Origin of the sequence: Archangium sp., assembly GCF_045802675.1 — a bacterium.
Taxonomy (GTDB): Bacteria; Myxococcota; Myxococcia; order Myxococcales; family Myxococcaceae; genus Archangium.
On record NZ_JBJMQO010000022.1, the window covers coordinates 73446 to 94116 of the forward strand.

At 69.3% G+C, this 20671-nt stretch carries 12 protein-coding genes; 7 read left to right on the forward strand and 5 right to left on the reverse strand.

Features of this window, described 5'->3' with window-relative positions:
- The first annotated feature begins 89 nt into the window (after positions 1 to 89).
- On the forward strand, positions 90 to 2165 hold the full coding sequence (locus tag ACJ8AN_RS05770; RefSeq protein ID WP_407754223.1) for an MASE1 domain-containing protein: 2076 nt from the start codon (positions 90 to 92) through the stop codon (positions 2163 to 2165).
- 57 nt (positions 2166 to 2222) lie between these two features.
- Here the strand turns inward: ACJ8AN_RS05770 and ACJ8AN_RS05775 are convergent, their stop codons facing one another.
- The 5 genes from ACJ8AN_RS05775 to ACJ8AN_RS05795 all read right to left on the reverse strand — a co-directional run bounded on the left by ACJ8AN_RS05775 (position 2223) and on the right by ACJ8AN_RS05795 (position 11303).
- Entirely contained in the window at positions 2223 to 5672 is a 3450-nt protein-coding gene (locus ACJ8AN_RS05775; protein WP_407754224.1) for a LysM peptidoglycan-binding domain-containing protein, read from the reverse strand.
- A gap of 71 nt (positions 5673 to 5743) precedes the next feature.
- Complete coding sequence (locus ACJ8AN_RS05780) at positions 5744 to 8203, reverse strand: WD40 repeat domain-containing protein (protein WP_407754225.1); 2460 nt, start codon at positions 8201 to 8203, stop codon at positions 5744 to 5746.
- 69 nt (positions 8204 to 8272) lie between these two features.
- Positions 8273 to 9466 carry a hypothetical protein gene (locus ACJ8AN_RS05785; protein ID WP_407754226.1) on the reverse strand — a complete coding sequence of 398 codons (1194 nt, stop codon included), beginning with the start codon at positions 9464 to 9466 and terminating at the stop codon, positions 8273 to 8275.
- A gap of 95 nt (positions 9467 to 9561) precedes the next feature.
- Positions 9562 to 10953 (reverse strand): FAD-binding oxidoreductase, encoded by a 1392-nt coding sequence (locus ACJ8AN_RS05790; protein ID WP_407754227.1) that lies wholly within the window; start codon positions 10951 to 10953, stop codon positions 9562 to 9564.
- Between the two features lie 116 nt (positions 10954 to 11069).
- Positions 11070 to 11303 (reverse strand): hypothetical protein, encoded by a 234-nt coding sequence (locus tag ACJ8AN_RS05795; protein ID WP_407754228.1) that lies wholly within the window; start codon positions 11301 to 11303, stop codon positions 11070 to 11072.
- Positions 11304 to 11693: 390 nt separating this feature from the next.
- Between ACJ8AN_RS05795 and ACJ8AN_RS05800 the strand changes: the two genes are divergently transcribed.
- The 6 genes from ACJ8AN_RS05800 to ACJ8AN_RS05825 all read left to right on the forward strand — a co-directional run bounded on the left by ACJ8AN_RS05800 (position 11694) and on the right by ACJ8AN_RS05825 (position 20582).
- A complete protein-coding gene (locus ACJ8AN_RS05800; protein ID WP_407754229.1) occupies positions 11694 to 14825 on the forward strand; it encodes a carboxypeptidase regulatory-like domain-containing protein in 3132 nt (1043 codons plus the stop codon).
- Between the two features lie 141 nt (positions 14826 to 14966).
- Positions 14967 to 16262 (forward strand): RluA family pseudouridine synthase, encoded by a 1296-nt coding sequence (locus ACJ8AN_RS05805; protein WP_407754230.1) that lies wholly within the window; start codon positions 14967 to 14969, stop codon positions 16260 to 16262.
- Between the two features lie 151 nt (positions 16263 to 16413).
- On the forward strand, positions 16414 to 16935 hold the full coding sequence (locus ACJ8AN_RS05810) for a hypothetical protein (protein ID WP_407754231.1): 522 nt from the start codon (positions 16414 to 16416) through the stop codon (positions 16933 to 16935).
- Positions 16936 to 17153: 218 nt separating this feature from the next.
- Entirely contained in the window at positions 17154 to 17555 is a 402-nt protein-coding gene (mscL, locus tag ACJ8AN_RS05815) for a large conductance mechanosensitive channel protein MscL (protein ID WP_407754232.1), read from the forward strand.
- Between the two features lie 139 nt (positions 17556 to 17694).
- Positions 17695 to 18468 carry a polyphosphate kinase 2 gene (gene ppk2 / locus ACJ8AN_RS05820; protein WP_407754233.1) on the forward strand — a complete coding sequence of 258 codons (774 nt, stop codon included), beginning with the start codon at positions 17695 to 17697 and terminating at the stop codon, positions 18466 to 18468.
- A 260-nt stretch (positions 18469 to 18728) separates the two neighbouring features.
- Entirely contained in the window at positions 18729 to 20582 is a 1854-nt protein-coding gene (locus ACJ8AN_RS05825) for a glycoside hydrolase family 15 protein (RefSeq protein WP_407754234.1), read from the forward strand.
- Positions 20583 to 20671: the final 89 nt, after the last annotated feature.

Consider the following 20671-nt stretch of genomic DNA (forward strand, 5'->3'; position numbering starts at 1 on the left):
GCGAGGGAGCGCCCGTCTCTCCTCTCCTGGAAGCTGACCGAGGAGCGGCTCCCGCTTGGGAGGCATAGCCTTCCCATGGTGGGGGCCGTATGAACTCCGACGCGACAGCCAGACCGGCGTCCTTCTGGAACGAGACGTGGTTTCACGCGCTCGTGCTCGGGATTGCCTTCTTCGCGACGGGGCGGCTGGCCAACCAGCTCGTCCTCCCCCCGCATCCGAGCTCCATGCTCTGGCTTCCGAGTGGGCTCTCGCTCGCCTTCTTGCTGCGGAGCCCGCCCCGGCGCTGGCCTGCCCTGCTCGCCGCCCTCTTCGTGGCCGAGCTCTTCTCGGTCCACGTGCATGGCTTTCCCATCCCCGTCTGGGTTTCCAGCGTGTGGGGCCTGGCCAACTGCCTGCGCGCGCTGTCGGGCGCATGGCTGATGCGGCGTTTCGTGGGCACCTCCGTCCGGCTCTCCCGCCGGTGTGAGATCGCCGGGCTGCTCGTGTTCGGGGGGCTGGTGAGCCCCCTGGTCAGCGCGACCCTGGGCTCTCTTGGCTACCTCTTCTCGAGCGAGTCAGCCTCCTTCGGTGGGGACTGGGTGAATTGGTGGCTGAGTGACGGGCTGGGAACCATCCTGGTGGCCCCGCTGCTGCTGACCTGGACGCCCACGGCCTTCCGGCCGAAGCGCTTGCGCCGGCTCGTGGAGCTGGGCGGGATGCTGGCCCTGACGGCCCTGGGCGCGCACTTCATCTTCGGCCACACCGCCCCCGTGGGAGTCCGGGCCTCGCTGGCCTATGCCAGCTTCCCCTTCGTCCTGTGGGGGGCGCTGCGGCTGGGTCCCCTGGGCGCGGCGAGCACCTCGGCGGTGGTGTCGCTCGTCGCGCTCGGGCATACCACGCTCGGGCAGGGACCTTTCGGGGCGCTGGCCGCCTCGGCGCCGGAGAAGGTGTTCTCCCTCCAGCTGTTCCTGGCGATCCTCGGGCTGACGGCGCTGTCGCTGGCGGCGGTGGTCTCCGAGCGGTGGCGGTCGGAGGAGCTCCAGAGCCTGCTGGCGGAGGCGGGGGCGGTGCTCGCGGCGTCGCTGAACGTCCACGAGACCTTCCCACGCGTGGCTCGCCTCGTCGTCCCGAGGGCGTGCGTGGGCTGCGCGGTGTGGCTGGTGGGCGAGAACGGACTGCTGGAGCGGGTGGCTCAAGATGGATGGAGTGCCGCCCGGGAAGCGCGCCTGCGGGGGCACCTGCCGCCGCTGCCCGACAGCGTGAAGTGTTGGAGTACCCAGGAGGGCACGGTGGTGCTGGCCCCGCTGCGTGCCCTGGGCCGCGTGCAAGGGGTGCTCGTGCTCATGCGCGATGCGCGGGCCCACTCCGAGGAACGGGAGGCGCTCGCGCTGGCCAGGGAGCTGGCCCTCCGCTGCGGCATGGCGCTGGAGAGCGCACGCCTGTACACCGAGGCGCAACAGGCCATCGAGGCGCGCAACGAGTTCATCGCCATCGCCGCCCACGAGCTGCGCACGCCCCTCACCGCGCTCTCTCTGCGCATGAGGAGCCTGGAGACGCTGCTGCGCCGCGAGCAGGCGTCCGGGGCCGCGCTCGAGAAGGTCCACGCGACGTCACGTCAGCTCGGGCGGCTGGGCCAGCTCGTCGAGCGCGTGCTGGACGTGGGGCACATCACCACCGGCCGCCTGGAGCTCCACCGGGAGCAGGTGGACGTCTCCGGACTGGTGGAGCAGGTGGTGGAGTCCTTCACCGAGGAGGCCTCGCGGGCTGGCAGCGCGCTGCGCGTGGAGGCCGAGGCGGTTCCCTCGGCGTGGTGGGACCGGGGCCGTGTCGAGCAGGCCCTCGTCAACCTGTTGGCGAACGCGCTCAAGTTCGGGGCCGGCAACCCCATCGAGGTCCTGGTCTCCCACGAGGACGGGTGGGCGCGCATCGCGGTGAGGGACCATGGCATCGGCATTGCCCCGCAGGCGCTGGAGCGCATCTTCGAGCGCTTCGAGCGGGCGGTCTCGTCCCGCAAGTACGGCGGGCTGGGCCTGGGACTGTTCCTCGCCCGGCAGATCGCCGAGTCCCATGGGGGGACGATTCATGTGGAGAGCCGCCCCGGGCAGGGGTCGACCTTCGTGCTGCAACTCCCGGTGGGCGCTCAGCCCCTGGCCGGAGAGGAGCCCGTGCACCCGGCCCCGGTATGAGGGGCGGAGGCTTCGCGCGCCGCGGTGAATCCCGCGAAGCTTCGTGGCGGACCCCGCTCAACCCACCGTCACGAGCAGGTACATGAAGTTCTTGTCACCGCCCAGCTCGTTCCAGAAGCGCCGGAAGTCGTCGGGCTTCATCGTCTGGCACCCGGCGGAGCCCGTCATGGTGTTGCCGCCCTCGTGGAAGAGCAGATCATTGGCCTTGCCCTGGAAGGTGCCGTCCTTGGCGTCGAACCACCCGTCGTGGTTGACGTCGTACTGGGCGGCGACATCGCGCACCGGCCGCAGCACGTTCTTGCCCTTGAGCCAGCCCGAGTAACCCTTGCTCTTCGCGTACTCGTAATAGCCTTCCATGAGCTGGCTCAGCTCGTTGCCATTCTTGCCATCCACGTTGGCGCCGTAGCCCTTGGCCAGGTACCTGGCGCTCGGCTCCGTGTTGGCGAGGTACTCCAGGGCGTGCTTCTGGCCCTTCTTGTCGAGCCAGAGCAGGACGATCCGGTCGTCGTACTTGCCCTTGTTGTTGTTCCACCCGGTGTTGCTGCGCACCCGGAGCCCGAGGAGGGTGCGTTCCTCGGGGCGCGTGTCGAGCGTGACCTGCCGGGCCTTGAAGTAGGCCGCGTAGAGGTCGTACCGCCTGGCCTCCGACATCCCCGCCGTCTTGGGCAGGAGCGGCTTGTCCGAGCCCTGCTCCGGCGTGGTGGGCTTCGTGGGCGTGGTGGGCTTCGTGGGCGTGGTGGGCTTCGTGGGCGTGGTGGGCTTCGTCGTGCTGCCGGAGGCCCCGGTCAGGCCCTGCGTCTTCAGGGCCCCGACCATCATGTTGACGCGGCGGGCCTGGTCGTCGTGGATGACCTGGATGACCTCCGGCTCGCCGCCGAAGAGACGCTTCGCTTTCTTCGCCTTCGCCTTGGCGATGTTGACGAACCCACCGCCGACGGTGCTGCCGTCCACGACGTAGCGCTTCCGGGTCTTGGGATCGACCCAGCTCCGGATGCGTCCCTGGATGATGGACTCGACCCCGAGGCCCTGCTGTTTGAGGTAGGGGAACTGCTTCAGGAAACGGGACGCTGCCGAGGGCGACTGGTTGTAGCTGTCGAAGTACGCGGCGGCGAGCAGCACGTTGTTGGGCTCCAACCCGGCCTTCTGCGCCGCCTGGGTGTACGTCCCCTTCATCTTGCGCATCGCCGCGAGCTGCTTGCGATCGGCGTCCTCCGCGCTCTGGACGGACGCGACCTGGTACGAGAACGAGCCCTTGTTGCTCTTGCCGTTGCCCGGGTCCGTGTGTCCCTTGAAGGCGTCCGTCTTGCCGCCGCTCGGCGTCCGGGTGCCCTCCGCGTTGCCGATGATGATGGCCGCCAGGGACGAGGTGCCCTTCGCGTCCGAGAGGAAGTCGTCGAGCGACAGGGTCTTGAAGCCACTGGCGCTGACCGTGCCCCCGGGGCTCGGGTCCGTCGTGGTGGGGCCCGAGGGCCGGCTGCCGGGTCTGGCCTTGGTGAGGGCCTCGAGCGTCGCCCGGTCGACGGCGCCCTTCTCTCCGCCGGGAGGCTGGAGGCGGTTGTCCCGCTGGAAGTCCTTCACCGCGCCCGCGGTGGCCGGACCGAAGAGGCCGGCGCCCGAGTCCATCCGTTCCTGGGAGAGGTAGCCCACCTTCACCAGCAGCTGCTGCAGCTCCTTCACCGGCGGGCCCGACATCCCCCGGCGCATCACGCCCTTGCCGGCGGCCACTTCCTTGATCGTCGGCACCCGCGGATCGCCCTCGCTGGGGCCGCTGGAGACACCGGAGCCCGGCGTGAGCTCCGCCACGATCTTCATCAAGGGCCGGGGCGCGGGGAACCGGCTCTTGTCTCGCGCGAACCGGAGCGGGTCGACCTTGCTCTCGACGTAGTCGCACAGCCACGCCCGGTAGGCCTTGGTGGCGTCGTTGCCACTCTTTCGCAGCCAGGCCTCGGCCTTCGCCGTCCCCACCTGCGTGGCGAGCGCCTGCTTCGTATGTGTGTCTTTCTGGCGGAGGAAGGCGGGCGCTCCCCCGATGCCCTCATGGTGGTAGAGATAGGCGATGCGAGCCACGTCCGCGCGGCTCAGCGCGTCCCTCGTGGAGAAGGACTTCTTGAAGGCCGCCAGGTTGTAGACCGCCAGGTCGGCCGCCGCGAGGATGCTCAGGTCCGGCTGCAGGCGCAGCTCCAGCAGGGCCTGCTGCTCCGCGTCCCCCGCGACCTGCCACCCGCCCTTCGAGCCACGCTTGATGAGCCGGTGGTCGCGCGCATACGCATGCAGCGAGGTGCCCTCGCGCAGCGCCTCGCCCGTCCACGTCGAGCCGAGGAACTGGGCGAGCCCCACGGCCTTGGTGGAGTCGGCCCGCGAGTTCGTCTGCCAGAGGCCCGTGCGGCTCTTGGAGGCCTCGGCGTCGATGATGGCGGCGAGCGTCTGCGGCGGCAGCCCGGAGCGTTTGGCGGCCGCGAGGAGGTCCTTGCGGTAGACCTCGTTCACGCCGAGCGCGAGGTTGTCCTCGTCCTTGAAGTTGAGGGGCCCGGGCGTCGCCGACGGCACCGGGGTCGCCGGAGTGGGGGAGGGCTGCTGGCCGGAGGACGCGACGGCCGTGCCGCCATCGTTCACCCAGTACTCGACCACCCGGTTGCCGAAGCCCTCGTGGACGTGGCCCTGGTTGAAGTTCTTCGCACCCGCCTGGGCGAGTGCCGGGCCATTGGCGTTCACCTGGCCGGGGCGCACCACGCCGACGTGGCCGATTCCTCCGAGGTTGCGCCAGATGACGATGACGGGAACGCCCTTGTTGGCCAGCTCCTGGGCCTGCTGCCACAGCTTGGGCCACTTCGAGGCGGGAGCGGAGCCCTGGGGCTTGCCGGCCTCGCCCATGCGCTTCCAGCCGAAACGGCCCCCGTGCCGCTTCAGCCATTCGAAGGTGGCATTGGCCGTGAGCTCCGTGTGCTTGACGCTCGGCTTCGCGGGGTTTCCCTTGCCGTCGATCCAATGGGGGATCTCGCACCCCATTGCCCGGGTGACGTCCCAGAGGAAGATGTTGCAGTAGGTGATCTTCCCCTTCGGGGTGTAGCGGGTGTTCACCTTCACGGCGAACTGGTTGATGACCGCGTCGTAGGTCGCGGCGTCGCGGTGGTCCGGCTCTCCCCTGACCGGTGCATCCACCGGCACACCCGCGGCCTTGACGGTGCCGGGCGCCGGCTTGCTCCCATCGTAGGTCGCGCTCGCGCCACCGGACTGCCTGGCGGGCGTGCTTCCCGTGGTGGAGCCCGGTGGGGACTGCGTCCGCGAGGCAGGGCGGGAAGAGGGAGCGGGCGAGGGGGCGGGTGTCTGGGTGGTGGAGGCGCTGGAGGTGTGGGGGCCGCGAGGAATCCGCAGCATCTGGCCGGCCCAGAGGCGATCCGGGTTGGGGAGGCGGTTGGTCTGGGCCAACGCCTCCACCGTGACGTTGTAACGGCGGGCGATCGTCGACAGGGTGTCGCCCGATCTGATCCGGTATTCGATGCCGTTCATCCGTCTTCCACCACCCCGAGGGGGCCACCCCTGACCGGGCCGCAGTCTAGCCCAGGTTCACCCCCAGAGGGTCAGCCCTGGCCGTGAATCCGCAGGACGTACAGGGCATCCCTCTCGCTCCGCCCGCGTCCCACCACCAGCCCGCCGCGCAGGATGAAGGCCTGCTCCATGGGGTCCTGGAAGAAGATGCGCGGGGTGGGCTCCTGCCTCCGGTGGAGGGCGAGCGCGTCCTCTCCGAGCACCACCCAGTCCTCCTGGTGCACGGCCTCGTCCGGCTCCACGTGGCCCGGAATCTCCGCGAGCAGTGCTCCCGTGGAGAGCGAGAAGAAACGCCCGTGCTCGTCATTGGCCTTGGTGATCACCACGCCGTCACCGAAGGCCACGCGGAAGGGAAGCGCCGGGTGCTGGAGCTCGTGGAGGATCGACCCCGTCCGCGTGTCGACGAGCCGGACCGCGCCATCGTCGCAGCATGCGGCGGCGAGCGCGCCATCCGGGGAGAGGTCCACGCCGACCACGGCGCCCTCCGTCACCCGCACGAGCCGCCGTGAGGCCGTCGCCAGCTCGAAGATTTCCACCTCCCCCGAGCGGCGGCCGACGCAGATGCGCGGCGCCCGCGACGCGGCCGCATAGGCCACCACGGGCTCCAGGAGGGCCCGGGTGTCGACGGCGATCGCGCCGCTCTTCGTGTCGTGCAGCAGCAGGCGCGAGCTCGAGGCGGAGCCGGACACCAGGTACGCTCCATCGGGCGTGAAGCGCAGCAGGCTGATGGCGTCCTCATGGCCGCGCAGCGTGTGGAGCAACGCGCCGTCCGCGAGCCGCCATAGCCGCACCGCGCCTTCCTCCACGACGGCCGCGACCGACGTTCCATCCGGGGAGAAGGCCACCAGCCGAGCGTCGGGCTCGGAGCGCTCCCCGTCCTCGGAGGGACCCGGCTCCGCCGACAGGGTCCGCACCGGGGCGAGCGTCTCCACGTCGAGCAGCACGACGAGCGCACGCATACCGCCCTCTTCGTAGTGGTTGGCGGGATACGCCAGCAGCTTCCCATCGGGGCTCGCCACCCAGGGCTGTCCGGGCGCCGCATACGGCTCCGGCCTCATCTGTCGCACCTGGCCCCGCCCATCCAGGACGAAGGCGAAGATGCTGGAGGGGATGACCGCGAGGCCCGCCTCGGGCGAGGCCCAGAGCTCATCCACCCGGGCCAGCTCGGAGAGAGGCTCGGGCGGGGGCTCGGAGGCGAGGTCGCTCATGCGCACCACGCCGTCCGCCGCGGTGATGGCGAAGCGCCGTCCGTCGGGATGGAAGGCCACGCGGCGCTCGTTGCCGTCGGACTCCTGCGGGCGCGAGCGCGAAATCTCCCCGCTCCGTGCGTCCAGCACCACCAGCCGGTCATACGACAGCGCGCCGAGTGTCTCGTTGCCGAGCCACGCCACCTGCGAGTAGGGGCCTTCACCGCCCACCGTGCGCACGCGCGTCCACCCCTGCGTCTCGACGAGCGCGATGCCCTCGTCCACCGTCAGCGCGAGCCACGCGCCGTCCGGGCTGAAGGCCAGCGACGCCACCTCTCGCTCGGCCTCGATGAGCGCCACCTGCTCGCCGGTCTCCACGTTCCAGATGCGCGCGGTGTCGTCGGAAGCCCCGGTGGCCAGGTAGCGTCCGGAGGGATGGAAGGCCACGGACAGCACGGACTGCTCGTGCCCTTGCAGCTCCCTCAACACCTCGCCCGAGGACACCTCGAGCAGCCGTACCCTCCAGCCGAGATTTCCCGCGGCGACGATGCGGCCATTCGGGCTGAAGGCCACCGAGGTCACGCGGCCCTCCTGGCCCGTCAGCTCGTGCAGGAGCGCTCCCGTGGCCGCGTCCCAGAGGCGCACGTCATGGTCGCGCGAGCCCGTCGCCAGCAGCTTCCCATCCGGACTCCAGGCCACGTCGAGGATCTCGCACTCATGGCCCTGGAGCACCTGGGTGCACTCCCCGGTGGCGACGTCCCAGATGCGCAGGTTGTCCTCGTCATCCCACGCGCCCGTGGCCAGACGCTCTCCCGAGGGGCTGAACGCCGCGCACAGGACCTGCGCCTCGTGTCCGCGGAAGAGCTGCTCACGGCTCTCCAGACCGCCGCGCAGGGGACGGAGTGCCTCCAGCCAGGGAGCGGGATTGCGCGCGTCACGCTGGCGGCGCCAGTGCTCCGCGAGCGCATGCAGGTGCGCATCCGCCGCGCTCCAGGGCGCGTGCTCCGTTGGGGTGAAGAAGGCCTCGGCGTCGGGCGCGTCGAACCAGCGCAGGCGGTTGAAGAGGCACTGGAAGAGCGCCTCCGGATGGGCGCGCAGGAATCCGGCGTCGAGCGCGAGCGCGCTCCGGATCATCCGCAGCGTCCTCGGAGAGACGGTGGGCCCTCCGTCCAACGTCACCCGGGCCTCCTCGGGAACACGCGCGAGGGCCTCGCCCAGCGCCGCATCCAGTGCGTCCAGTCCCTGGGTGCGAGCGAGCTGCTCGAGCGTGTGGAGGTCGGTGAGCGAGTGGAGTTCGTCGGTCATGGCGCTCTCGGGTAGAGGGGGTCCCAGCCTGCGGCGGCCCAGTGTAGCGGGTCGCCTGCCGCCAATCCTTCAGGACCAATAGCCCGGCCGGTAGAAGTGGTCCGCGAGGAGGCGGGTGTTGAAGAGCATGGCGTCGTAGCTCGTGTAGACGCCGTGCCCGAAGCACGTCGCCAGGCAGTTGGGCATGGCGCCCGTGCCCCGGTCCCCGTAGTCGACGAGGTAGCTGAACCCATCCCGCGGGACGCGCGCGCCGTGGCGCACGTGCTGGAGCCACGCCTTCACGTCGTAGCCCACGCCGAGGATGGCATCGAGCCGCGCGGCCAACTCCCGCTCCTTCGCGTTGCCCGGCGGTAGGTCCGAACCGGCGATGCCCCACTGGTGCACGTAGTCGCCGTTCTCGGTGTGGAGGACACCGGCGACGGTGCTCCCGCGGGGCTCGGCCCCCCGGTGATTGATGACGTGGAGGACGCGGCACCGCCGGCCCGTGGCCCAGCCATAGCGTGGCGGCATGCCGAAGGTGGCGAAATCGAGCCGCGCGCGGGCCACCGTGCGAGCCATCTCCTGGAGGGCGTCCGCGGGCTCGCCGGCGTCGCGCACGGCCTGCCAGAGCGCCTCCGCGGTCCGCGCCGGGTAGACGAGCTGCGTGAGCAGGGCGAGCACCTGGCCGCCGTGGCTGTGTCCGAGGAGCAGCGCCCGCTCGCGCCCCAGCTCCGAGGTGGCCAGCAGCCGCAGCAGGTCCACGGCCGCGCGCAGGCGGGCGACATGGTTGTTCGCCGAGGACCAGACGAAGCGCGTGGCGCGCACGTCGCCGCCCAGGGCCTTCTGGAAGAGCGAGACGTACTCGGGGGTGTAGTTGCCGAGATCGCGCAGGACGCGATCGCTCGGGAGCTTGGAGAGACGTTGCAGGGAGGGCATGAGCCCCGGGCCCAGCGCCGCGAGAGGCCCCGCGAGCGCCGTGAGCAGCTGGGTGGGGTCGTGGCCGACGAAGGTGCCGTGCACGAAGATGACGTGGCGCACCCCGGCGCGGCGCAGCCGGAGGCCGGCCTGCTCCATCGCCTCGCGCCAGGCGGGGGCCTGGGCTTCGAGAGCGGGCGTCTCTCGGGCGATGGGCGGCATCGCCTCGAGCGCCCGCACCGCGAACGTCCCCGGCTGTGGCGCGGCGTCGTACTGCTGGGGTTGGCAGGGGGCTGGCGTCGGACGGAGCCGCCACGCGACGACGAGCCCGGCGAGGGCGGCGGCGAGGAGCAGGAGCGTGAGCCACATGCCCACGTTCCTATCACTTGTCCGGCCTCCCAGCCGAGCAGGGGGCCTGTACGAATCCTCTGACACCTTCCCGCGGCCTTCCCGCCAGGGCCGCCTCAGTGCACCGTGGGCCCGGGGTCAGGCGGCTGCTCCCCCAGCCCGAGCGCCGCCCGGCACATCTTCGTGTAGAGGTCGCGGAAGATGTTGTCCGGGTCCGTCAGCTGTTTCACGGCCTGGTAGGTCTCCTTGTTCCAGATGCTCCAGAAGGTCTGCTCGTCGTAGTAGTTGTACGAGATGAGCGTCTTGGTGCCGTTGACCCGCAGCAGCTCGTCCTCGAATTCCTTGTAGAGGTTGCGGCCCGGCTGCTGCTCGAGCCCGTAGACCGCGAGGTCCAGGAAGAGGGGATCCTTCACGCCGGACCACCAGCGGGGCGTCTGCCACTCGTAATCCCGCATGCGTCGGTAGGGCACGCACCACACCGGGTAGAAGTGCATCTCGCGGTGGTACCAGTCCATGAACTCGGCCGAGCGCGAGAAGGGGATGAACACGTCCACGATGACGGGCGGGTCCTTCTTCGGCAGCAAGCGGTGGAAGCGGTCCGCGGCCCGCAGCACGCTGTCCGAGTGCACCAGCTTGCCGAACAACGCCCGGCCCACGAGGCTGCTGGGCTTGACGTGGGTGACGCCCCGGTCGTAGCGGTAGAGGTAGTCGTAGAGCGTGAGGTAGTCCTCGGCGCGGCGGGGGATGCTCTCGCAATACGCCTTGAGCCAGTCGTAGCGGCTCACGTACGGGGCGCGCTCGGCGAAGCGGCCCACGCACAGCACGTGCTTCGCCGGGGAGAAGATCTGCCCGTCGAGGTAGTCCACATCTCGGGCGGTGAAGTAGCGCCAGATGGCCTGCTGGAAGGCCTCGAGCGAGGTGTACGTCTCGTACGTCACGTGCACGTAGGGCGCGGCGCGGATGAGCTTGAACTTCAGCTTCGAGAGCACGCCGAGCGTCCCGAACGAGCCGTGGATCATCTGGAACACGAGCGGGTTCTCTCGAGGAGAGCAGCGCAGCACGTCTCCCTTCGCGGTGATGAGCTCGTATTCCAGACACGTGTCGTGGAAGCCCCCCTCCCGGAAGGACATGGACTCGATGGAGCACCCCGCGACGGCCCCTCCGAGGGTGATGGTCTTGTGCTCGGGGACGATGATGGGCACGAGCCCGTAGCGCCACGTCGCGCGGACCACCTCCTCGAAGGTGACCGCGGGCTCGGCCGTGCACGTCATCGCCACGGGATCGATCTCGAGAATCTGGTCGAGGTCACTCAGGTCGATCTTCTCGTCGCCGCGCCGCTGGTCGTTGCGCTTGGGCACCTGATGCGGGGGCGTCTTCTTCTTGAAGGACACGGGCCGCGTGCCCGTCCGCTGCCGCAACTGCCGCGCGATCCGCTCGAGCTTCGCCTCGTGGCGCCCATCGCGTCGCGTGGGTTCCTCAGACAAGAGCACGTCAGGCGCCGGGTCCATGTGCATTCCATTCCTCCGCCGCGTGAAGGTGGGGGAGTTCCCCACTCCTGGGGAGGCCCGGCCCGTTGGAGCAGCCCTCGTCCGCCCGGTTGCCCGGCAGGCGTCCCAGCCGACGGTCAGGCGGCTCGTGTGGACGAGCGCAGGACGTTGCCGTGGCCGAAATCAACCGCGCGTTCGTGATCGGGGAGACGAGGCCGCCACTGCCCATGAGCACCAGGTCCGGCGCCGGCCTTCAGCTCGCGCACCTCGGCGGCGAGGTCGCCCTGGAGCCGCGTGGTGTTCGTCCACGAGGCCTGCTTCTTCAAGTGGGGGAGGCGGTCGAGGATGACTTCGCTACAGGCCTGACGCACAGCTCCCGCGGCACCTGCCCGCCACGCTCAAAAGCTCCCTGAGCTTTCCTAGGGGTCTCAAATGTTGATAGATGGCTGCCCCGGCAGTGGCCGCCGTTCGCTCAGCTACGTCCGTCGTGTCTCGAGCCCAACCCCCTTACTTCCCCCAGGGATGCCCTCGTGCATGCGAACGAAGCAAAAGTGGCTCCCCCCCCGAGTTGCATTCCACTCATGACGGCTCCGCTGCGAATCCGCCGGTCTGCATCGCCGCCGGCGGGTTCCCGCTCCCCCCTCCTGGCCTTGCGAGGTTCCATGACTCCTCTTCGTCCATCTCACCTGAAACTATTGGTCTTCCTCGTAACGACCGTGCTCGCGTCAGGAGCGCTGGCGCAAGGCGTTACGGGTTCGGCGGTGACCGGAACCATTACTGGCGAGGACAAGAAACCGCTCCCCGGCGTGGTGGTCCAGATGCGCAATACGGCCACCGGTACCTCCTTCACCGCGGTGACCGGCACGTCGGGAAGCTACCTCCTCGACAACCTCCCCCCGGGAGGACCGTACACCCTCACGGCCGCCATCGATGGCTACTACGGGCACACCCGTACGGACATGCGGCTCGTGCTGGGCCAGCGGCTCATCCTCAACCTCCAGTTGAAGCCCTTCGAGGAGTTCCAGGAGGAGATGTCGGTCGAGGCCACCCCGATCGACGAGCTCCAGGATCAGGGCCGCACCGGCCCCTCGACGACCGTGGACGCCACGCAGATGTCCCGGCTGCCGCTCCAGGGCCGCAATTTCACCGACCTCATCTCGACCACCCCGCAGGTGAGTGGCAACGCGATGGCCGGCCAGAACAACCGCTTCAACAACATCCAGATCGACGGCGCGGCCTACAATGACATCTTCGGTCTGGCGACCTCGGGCACGCCGGGCGGCCAGGCCAATGCCAAGCCCATCTCCATCGAGGCCATCCAGACCTTCGTGGTGCAGGTGTCCCCGTTCGACGTGCGCTACGGCAACTTCGCGGGCGGCATGGTGAACGCCGTCACCAAGAGCGGCACCAACGAGTTCCACGGCTCGCTCTTCGGCTACGGGCAGAACAAGGCGCTCGCCGGGTTCCAGGACGACCCGACCTTCCTCGGCTACAGCATCTGGCAGTTCGGCGGCAGCCTGGGCGGTCCCATCGTGAAGGACAAGGTGCACTTCTTCCTCGCGACCGACATCCAGGAGCGGCAGTCCGCGTTCGGCAACCAGTTCCAGATCGGTGGCGTGGACCCGGAAGCCGACGTGGCCAGGGCGGGGTTCACCCAGGCGGAAGCCGAGCGGTTCAACCGCATCCTCACCGAGAAGTACGGCGTCCCCGACGCGGGGACCGCCCTGGCCACGGAGCTGGGCAACCCGGACCGCAACGTCTTCGCCAAGGTCAGCACGGGTGTCATCCCCAACAGCTACCTGGAGCTGTCGTACAACTTCGTGGGGGCCCTGCAGGACACGCTGACCCGCGCGCCGACCAGTCCGTCCGTGCCGGGCCGCCTGCGCGACGGCTACCAGCTGTCCAACGCCGGCTACGCCCAGAAGACCCGGACCCATACCGCCCGCGCGAAGCTCACCTCGACCTGGCTCGACGGCCAGCTCTCCAACGAGTTCCTGACGGGCTTCTCCATCATCCGCGACGCCCGGGATCCTTCCTCGGATGTTCCGCTGATCCTCGTCAAGGCCGGCAAGCTCGGCGCGGCCGACTCCTGGTTGGCGGCGGGCGGCGAGCGCTTCTCCCAGCTCAACCAGCTGGACCAGGACATCTACCAGCTCCAGGACAGCCTCACCCTGGCGCTCGGCGAGCACCAGCTCACCGCCGGAACGAGCACGGATTTCCTCAAGCTGCGCAACGCCTTCCTGCAGGCGTCCACCGGCGTCTGGGCCTTCGACAGCCTGGACGACTTCGAGGCCGGAATCCCCAGTGCCTTCCAGCGCCGCTTCGGGGTCAGTCCTCTGCAGGAGCCGGGCACGGCCGCGTTCACCGTGGTGCAGCCGGGCTTCTACCTGCAGGACAACTGGGCGCCGGTCCGGGGCCTGACCATCACTCCCGGTATCCGGCTCGACGTGCCGTTCCTGTCCAAGGCCAACACCAATCCCGTCCTCGTGAACAACGCCGCGCTTCCCATCGACACCAGCCAGGTGCCGAGCGGCAACATCCTCTGGTCGCCCCGGGTGGGCTTCAACTGGGACGTGGAGAACAACGCCAACACCATCGTGCGCGGCGGAACCGGCATCTTCTCGGGCCGGCCGCCCTACGTGTGGGTGGCCAATGCGTACAGCATCAACGGCCTGTCCCAGGTCGAGCTGACGTGCCAGCGGGCCGCGGGCAGCCGGCAGGTGCCGGCCTTCACCGCCGACCCCAACGCCCAGCCGTTCGACTGCGCGGGTGGGACCACGCCGCCCACGGCACCCACCAACCAGGGTGAGATCGACTACTTCGACCCGAAGACGAAGTACCCGCAGAACTTCCGCGTGGCGCTCGGTGCGGACCGCCGCCTGCCCTTTGGCCTCATCGCCACCGCCGACCTGCTCTACACGCGGGACGTCAACGGCTGGTACACCACCGACGAGAACCTGGTGGCCCAGGGCCAGGACGGCGAGGGCCGGATGGTGTACGGCAAGCTCGCGACGGGTGGCACGGCGACCGCGCCCCGGCTCACCTCCACGCCCACCCGCGTCGATGCGACCAACCTCGTCCAGGCCGTCAAGGTGTTCAACAAGAACGGCGCCCGGGTCTACAACGCGACCCTCCAGTTGCGGAAGGAGCTCAGCGACATCCTGGATGTCAGCCTGGCCTACAGCTACACCAACGCCCGGGACCTGATGTCGCTCACGAGCTCCCAGGGCCTCTCCAACTTCCAGTTCGCTCCCGTCGACGGGGACATCCAGAACCGGAACCTGCGGCCGTCGGCGTTCGATCGCACCCACCGGGTCACCCTCACCGCCAGCGGCTCGCTGCCCTTCGGCTTCAACGGCGGCATCATCTACACGGGCCAGTCGGGCCTGCCCTACACCTGGGTCGTCAACGGTGACGTCAACGCGGACGGCATCAGCGGCAACGACCTGGCGTTCATCCCGGCGGATCCCAGTCAGATCTCCCTCCAGGACCCCACGCAGTACGAGGCCCTGACCAGGTTCGTCGACAGCCAGCAGTGCCTGCGTGAGGCCAAGGGCCGCCTCGTCCATCGTGGCGAGTGCCGCAACCCGTGGCAGAGCTTCGTCAACGTCCGGCTCGGCTGGGTCTCGCCCGAGTTCATCAAGGGCCAGCGGCTGGAGGTGCAGGCGGACATCTTCAACGTCCTGAACCTGCTCAACAACAAGTGGGGCCTCTTCAACCAGGACGCGCAGTTCGAGACCCACGGCTCGCAGTTCCTGCGCGCGGTGGGTTATGACGCCGCGAACAACCGTCCGCTCTACACCTTCGCCGAGCCCTCCACGGTGACGACCACGGTGTACAGCCCCACCCTCTCCCGGTGGCGCATCCAGCTCGGCGCGAGGTACCTCTTCTAGTCAGCGCCAGAGCCCGACACGGTGTGGGCCCGGGGCCCTCCGCGAGCCATTCGCGGGGGGCCCTTGTTCAGCAGCTTGGAGCTGGAGCTCGCCGTTGATCTTGAGTTCGCAACCGGGGCAAGCCCACCTTTGCACCACGTCGTGACGTACTTCGAACCGCAGCCGGCTCCGGCCCAGGTGCCCGTGCGGCTCGCGAGCCCGTTCGCGCCCGGCCCTCCGCATCCCCTCGCGCACCGGGCCGCCGAAGCACTGCGCCTGCAGCTGCGCCGGGGCGAGCTCGCCAGTGGACTGGACCTCGGCGCTCTCGACAAGCCAGGCGGCGGCAAGATGTTCGGAGTGCTGGTCGTCTCGGCTCCGGATGGCCGCGTGGGCTACCTCCGTGCGTTCTCTGGCATGCTCGGCGGCAAGTGGCGGCTCGACGGGTTCGCACCGCCGCTCTTCGATGCGGCCGCACGTGAGGCCTTCTGGCCCGCGGGAGAGGCCGAGCTGCGCACGCTCGACGAGCACCTGCGTGCCGAGCGCTCCCGGCAACTGTGGCAGCAGCTGGCCTCGACCTACATCATCCCGAATGCGCGGGGCGAAGAGCGGCCCCTGGGTGCGTTGTTCGCGCCGAAGCCGCCGCCGGGTGGCGCGGGCGACTGTGCCGCACCGAAGCTTCTCGGTCACGCCTATCGCCACCACCTCAAGCCACTGGCGCTCGCTGAGTTCTGGTGGGGTGCACCGCCCCTCACGGGGGAGCGGCACGCGGGAGAGTACTATCCGGCGTGTCGCGCCAAGTGTGGCGAGGTCCTGCCGTACATGCTCCAGGGGCTGTCCGTCGATCCGGCACCGCCGCTCGATGGGGCACCGGGCCAGGAGGAGCTCCGGCTCGTGTACGAGGACCCGTGGCTGCTCGTCGTCGACAAACCCCGTGGGCTGCTCTCGCTCCCCGGCCGCCATTCTCCACTCCGGGACTCGGCGCTCGTCCGCCTCCGGCGGCGCTACCCGGAGGCGCCCGGGTCGCTCGTGGTGCACGCCCTGGATGCCGAGACCTCCGGGCTTCTGCTCGTCGCCAGGGACCGGGAGTCCCACGCGGCCCTCCAGCGACAGTTCGCGCGGCGCGAGGCCGACAGGCGCCATGTCGCATGGCTCGACGGCCACGTCGCGGGTGACCAGGGCGTCGTCGAGCTTCCGCTTCGGGGCAAGCGCGCCCTCACCGAGTGGCGTGTCACGCAGCGGACCGAGCGCCGGACCCAGGTATCGCTCGTGCCGCGTACGGCGCTCCCGCACCAGCTTCGCATCCATGCCGCGGACCCGCTCGGCCTCGGGGCCCCGATCGTCGGTGACCGGCTGTACGGCGGGAACGACACGGGCCTGATGCTCCACGCCGAGGCCCTGAGCTTCCTCCATCCGCACACGGGGAAGCGTTTCGACCTCGAGTGCCCCGCGCCCTTCTGAGGCCGGCGGGTGCGCTTCACCCCGCACCGTCGGGTGCCCGAGCGCAGTGGGATGCTACAGGTGGCTACGAATTTGCTCCGGCCTGTATCCCGGGTGAGGGTGACTGGCGTCGTCCCGCCCTTCGAGATCCACTCTCCCCCGGAGCCCGTAGATGAAGAGCCTCCTCACGGTCCTGGCCGCGCTCACGGTGGCGACCGCGCCCAGCGGCGACGCGCCGCACCCGCTGCACGTGGAGTTGGATACCGCGGCTCTTTCGGCGCTGCCCCCGACGTGCTTCCGCACGCCCGCGGCGGCCTGGCCCGCGCCCGGTCCGGAGCAGGGCTTGACCTGGGTGCTGCGCACCGAGGCGGGTGGCCGGAGCGTGCTCGAGCTCGGCGCGCCCTCCTTCGTGCTCGGCGACGCAGGGCAGGTGACGTTGCCCCAGCAGTTGCTCGGCTCCGATGCGCGCTTCTCCTTTCAGAGCTTCCAGGCGCGTGTGGAGGGCGCGAGCGTCCTGACTCGTCAGACCGCGGCCGAGGTCGTGCTCGCCCCCGGCGAGGAGGTCTGGACGGGAACCCTCACCCTGAGCGCGCGCGACGGGTGCCGCGACGGCACCTGCCAGCTCACCTGCGAGGTGACGCTGCCCTTCACCGCCACGCCCGTGCACCTCCACCTCGCGCGCGCGGAGCGCTGAGCCACCCGCTCATCCCACGAGCGGGCGGCCCCTCCCTCGGGAAGCGCACCCACGAGCCAGGAGCGCACGGTCCTGCCCGTGCGGTACTTGCCTGCCCCTCCTTTGTGGGTTGCCCAGCCATGCCTCCGGGAGGGACACGCCCCGCGAGACCACGGCCCCGCCCATGGGGCGCTGCTTACCTTCCATGGCGGGGTTACACCCGTCTGGAGGGAGGCGCGATGGCCATTTGGAAGGAGTTCAAGGAGTTCATCTCCCAGGGCAACGTCATTGGTCTGGCCGTGGCCGTGGTGCTCGGCGGCGCATTCGGTCTCGTCGTCGCCTCCTTCACCCATGACATCCTCATGCAGCTCATCGCCGCCATCGGGGGCAAGCCGGACTTCAGCAATCTCCGCTTCACCCTCAACGGCGCGGAGATTCGCTACGGCAACTTCCTCACCGCCGTGGTGAGCTTCTTCATCGTCGCTCTCGCCCTCTTTACCATGGTCAAGGGCATCAACCGGTTGCAGGGGCTGCGCCGCAAGAAGGAGGAGGCCGCCCAGAAGGCCCAGGCCCCCCAGGAGACGGAGGTGGACCTGCTGCGTCAGATTCGCGATGCCCTGGCCCAGCGCCGCACCGTCTGAGGCGGGCAAGCTCGCGGGCGGAGCCGGGAGAGGGAGGGGACGCACCCACGCCTGGCAATTCCCGTCGAGAGCACGCATTGCGAGCGTTGCCCGCCAGCCCAACCATAAGGCTATGGCACCAGTCACCCAGACGGAACCCATGAAGCGCAGAGCCTATGAAAAAGAGCTTCGCAAGCTCCAGGCCCAGCTCGCCCTGCTTCAGGACTGGGTCAAGCAGGAGGGGCTGCGCGTCGTCGTCGTCTTCGAGGGAAGGGACGCCGCGGGCAAGGGCGGCACGATTCGCGCCATCACGGAGCGGGTGAGTCCCCGGGTGTTTCGGGTGGTGGCCCTCCCGGCCCCCTCGGACCGCGAAAAGACCCAGATGTTCCTCCAGCGCTACGTGCCCCATTTCCCCGCGGCGGGCGAAATCGTGATCTTCGACCGCAGTTGGTACAACCGGGCCGGGGTCGAGTTCGTGATGGGCTTCTGCACTCCCGACGAGCACAAGCGTTTCTTGAAGGGTTGCCCTGTCTTCGAGAAGTACATGGTCGACAGCGGAATCCTCCTGCTGAAGATCTGGCTCGAGGTCGGCATGGAGGAACAGCAGAGGAGATTCGAGGCCCGGGTCGAGGATCCCCTCCGGCAGTGGAAGTTGAGCCCGATGGACGTCGAGTCCTGGACACGCTGGTACGACTACTCCCGTGCGCGTGACATGATGTTCGCCGCGACGGACACGCCGTATGCGCCCTGGTTCATCTTGCGGTCCGACGACAAGAAAAAGGCGCGGCTCAGCTGCATCCGCTTCCTGCTGGACAAGATTCCGCACAAGAAGGTGAAGCGCCCCAAGGTCAAGTTGCCCCGCCGTTCCATGCGTGGGGCCTATGACGACAACGCCTCGCTCGAGGAGCGGAAACGCATCCCCGAGAGTTACTGAGAAGGCCTGTTCGCGCCTGCGCGAGTCGCTCGTCACCGGCGGCGGCTTCTACCTGGTGCGGACGGTGCCTGGCGGGCACGTGTGACTGCGCACCACCCTCGCCAACCCGCTCACCACCGACCTGGAACCCTCCGCGAAGGGAGCGCTCTTCCGTACGCGTGCCGAGACTCCGTGATGGCGAGCCCTCGGCGCGAATTGTCCCCACGGTGCCCAGACCTACTTTCTTCATTGGGGACATGCATCGACAACAGGAGGAGCAAATGGAGACGACACAGAGAACTCAGGCCCGGGAAGCGCCCAGGACCGGATGGGGAAGTGACACCCAGCCAGAGCCCGGTGTCCTCATCGAAGACCATGCGCTCATCGGGGATCTGTACACGGCCGCGCTCATCGCGCGAGATGGGTCCGTCAATTTCCTCTGCCTCCCGGACTTCGACTCGGACGCGTGCTTCGCGTCGCTGCTGGGAACACCCGCCAACGGACGGTGGAAGCTCGCTCCGACGGCGCCCGTGCGCGAGGTGCGCCGGCGCTACCGCGGCAGGACGCTCATCCTGGAGACGGAGTTCGTGACGGACGAGGGCACGGTGCGGGTCGTGGACCTCATGCCCCCGCGCAAGGGCAATCCCCACCTCATCCGCTGGGTGGAGGGAGTGCGGGGCAAGGTGACGATGCGCTCGGACCTGCGCCCCCGGTTCGCCAACGGCTACACCATTCCCATGGTGAGCAGGCGGGACGGGAGCTTCGCCGCCGTCGCCGGTCCGGACGCGGTCTATCTGCGCGGCGGGCCCGGTGAGACGCCCCCTCCGTTCGACTCGGAGTTCACGGTTCAAGCCGGCCAGCGGATTCCCTTCGTGCTCACCTGGGCACGGCCCTTCTCGGGAATCCCGGAGCTGATCGATCCGGAGGTGGCCCTGCGCGAGACGGAGTCCTACTGGGAGGAGTGGGCCGCGCGGATCCGCCCGCCCTCGGAACGCGATGCGGACGTGGTCATCCGCTCGCTGCTCACCCTCAAGGCGTGCACCTTCGAGTCCACGGGGGCCATCGTCGCCGCTCCCACGTTCGGGCTCCCGGAGACCCCGGGTGGGGAGCGCAACTGGGACTACCGGTTCTGCTGGATCCGTGACGCGGCCTTGACGTTGAACGCGCTCATGCGTGCCGGCCTCGGAGACGAGGCGAAGGCGTTCGGCGACTGGCTGATGAACGCCATCGGAGGCGCGCCGGAGCAGATGCAGATCATGTACGGCATCCGGGGCGAGCGGCGCCTCACCGAGGTCACGCTGGACTGGCTGCGAGGTTACGAAGGCGCCCATCCCGTGCGGATCGGCAACGGCGCCTATTCGCAGTTCCAGCTCGACGTCCTGGGCGAGTTCGCCGCGGTCCTCTCCGTCCATGCGAAGCTGCTGGGCTCGCTGCCAGAACGCGGCCAGAAGGTCCTCAAGACCCTCGCGATCCGGGCCTCCGAGGTCTGGAAGGAGCCAGACCATGGCATCTGGGAGATGCGGGGGCCGAAGCGCTCCTTCACCGCCTCCAAGGTGGCGGCGTGGACCACCATCGATCGCTGGGTGCGCGCGATCGAGGATTACGGTTTGAAGGAGGACAAGGCGCCGTGGGTGGCGCTGCGCCAGACCATCTTCGACGAGGTGTGCACCAAGGGGTTCGACTCCCAGCGCAACACGTTCACGCAGTACTACGGCTCGAAGGGCGTGGACGCGAGCCTGCTCTTCATCCCGCTCTCCGGGTTCCTCCCGGCGGAGGATCCCCGCGTCGTCGGCACGGTGCGGGCCATCGAGGAGGAGTTGATGCCGGAAGGGCTGGTGCTGCGTTACCTGACGGAGGACAGCGTGGACGGACTCGCCGGCGAGGAGGGGGCGTTCCTCGCCTGCTCCTTCTGGCTGGCGAACACCTACCACCTCATGGGGCGGAAGGAGGACGCGCGGCGGCTCTTCGACAAGCTGGTGGCGCTCCGCAACGACGTGGGTCTGCTCGCGGAAGAGTACCTGCCCGGGCAACGCCGGCAGATTGGCAACTTCCCCCAGGCGTTCAGCCACCTCGCGCTCGTGAACAGCGCCTACAGCCTCGACGAGGGATACAAATCCCCGTACCAGTACCAGTAGAGGCTCCCCCCAGCAGGTGTGGAGGAAGGCGTCTGGCTCCCGTCAGCGGCCTTCCTCCGGCCCTCCCCATCCTTCTGATGCGCCTGCAC

Coding starts and splice junctions, on each gene's coding strand:
- ACJ8AN_RS05810 (WP_407754231.1), top strand. CDS start 16,414: ATGAAGAGCCTCCTCACGGTCCTGGCCGCGCTCACGGTGGCGACCGCG.
- mscL (WP_407754232.1), top strand. CDS start 17,154: ATGGCCATTTGGAAGGAGTTCAAGGAGTTCATCTCCCAGGGCAACGTC.
- ACJ8AN_RS05770 (WP_407754223.1), top strand. CDS start 90: ATGAACTCCGACGCGACAGCCAGACCGGCGTCCTTCTGGAACGAGACG.
- ACJ8AN_RS05825 (WP_407754234.1), top strand. CDS start 18,729: ATGGAGACGACACAGAGAACTCAGGCCCGGGAAGCGCCCAGGACCGGA.
- ACJ8AN_RS05775 (WP_407754224.1), bottom strand. CDS start 5,672: ATGAACGGCATCGAATACCGGATCAGATCGGGCGACACCCTGTCGACG.
- ACJ8AN_RS05785 (WP_407754226.1), bottom strand. CDS start 9,466: ATGTGGCTCACGCTCCTGCTCCTCGCCGCCGCCCTCGCCGGGCTCGTC.
- ppk2 (WP_407754233.1), top strand. CDS start 17,695: ATGAAGCGCAGAGCCTATGAAAAAGAGCTTCGCAAGCTCCAGGCCCAG.
- ACJ8AN_RS05780 (WP_407754225.1), bottom strand. CDS start 8,203: ATGACCGACGAACTCCACTCGCTCACCGACCTCCACACGCTCGAGCAG.
- ACJ8AN_RS05790 (WP_407754227.1), bottom strand. CDS start 10,953: ATGGACCCGGCGCCTGACGTGCTCTTGTCTGAGGAACCCACGCGACGC.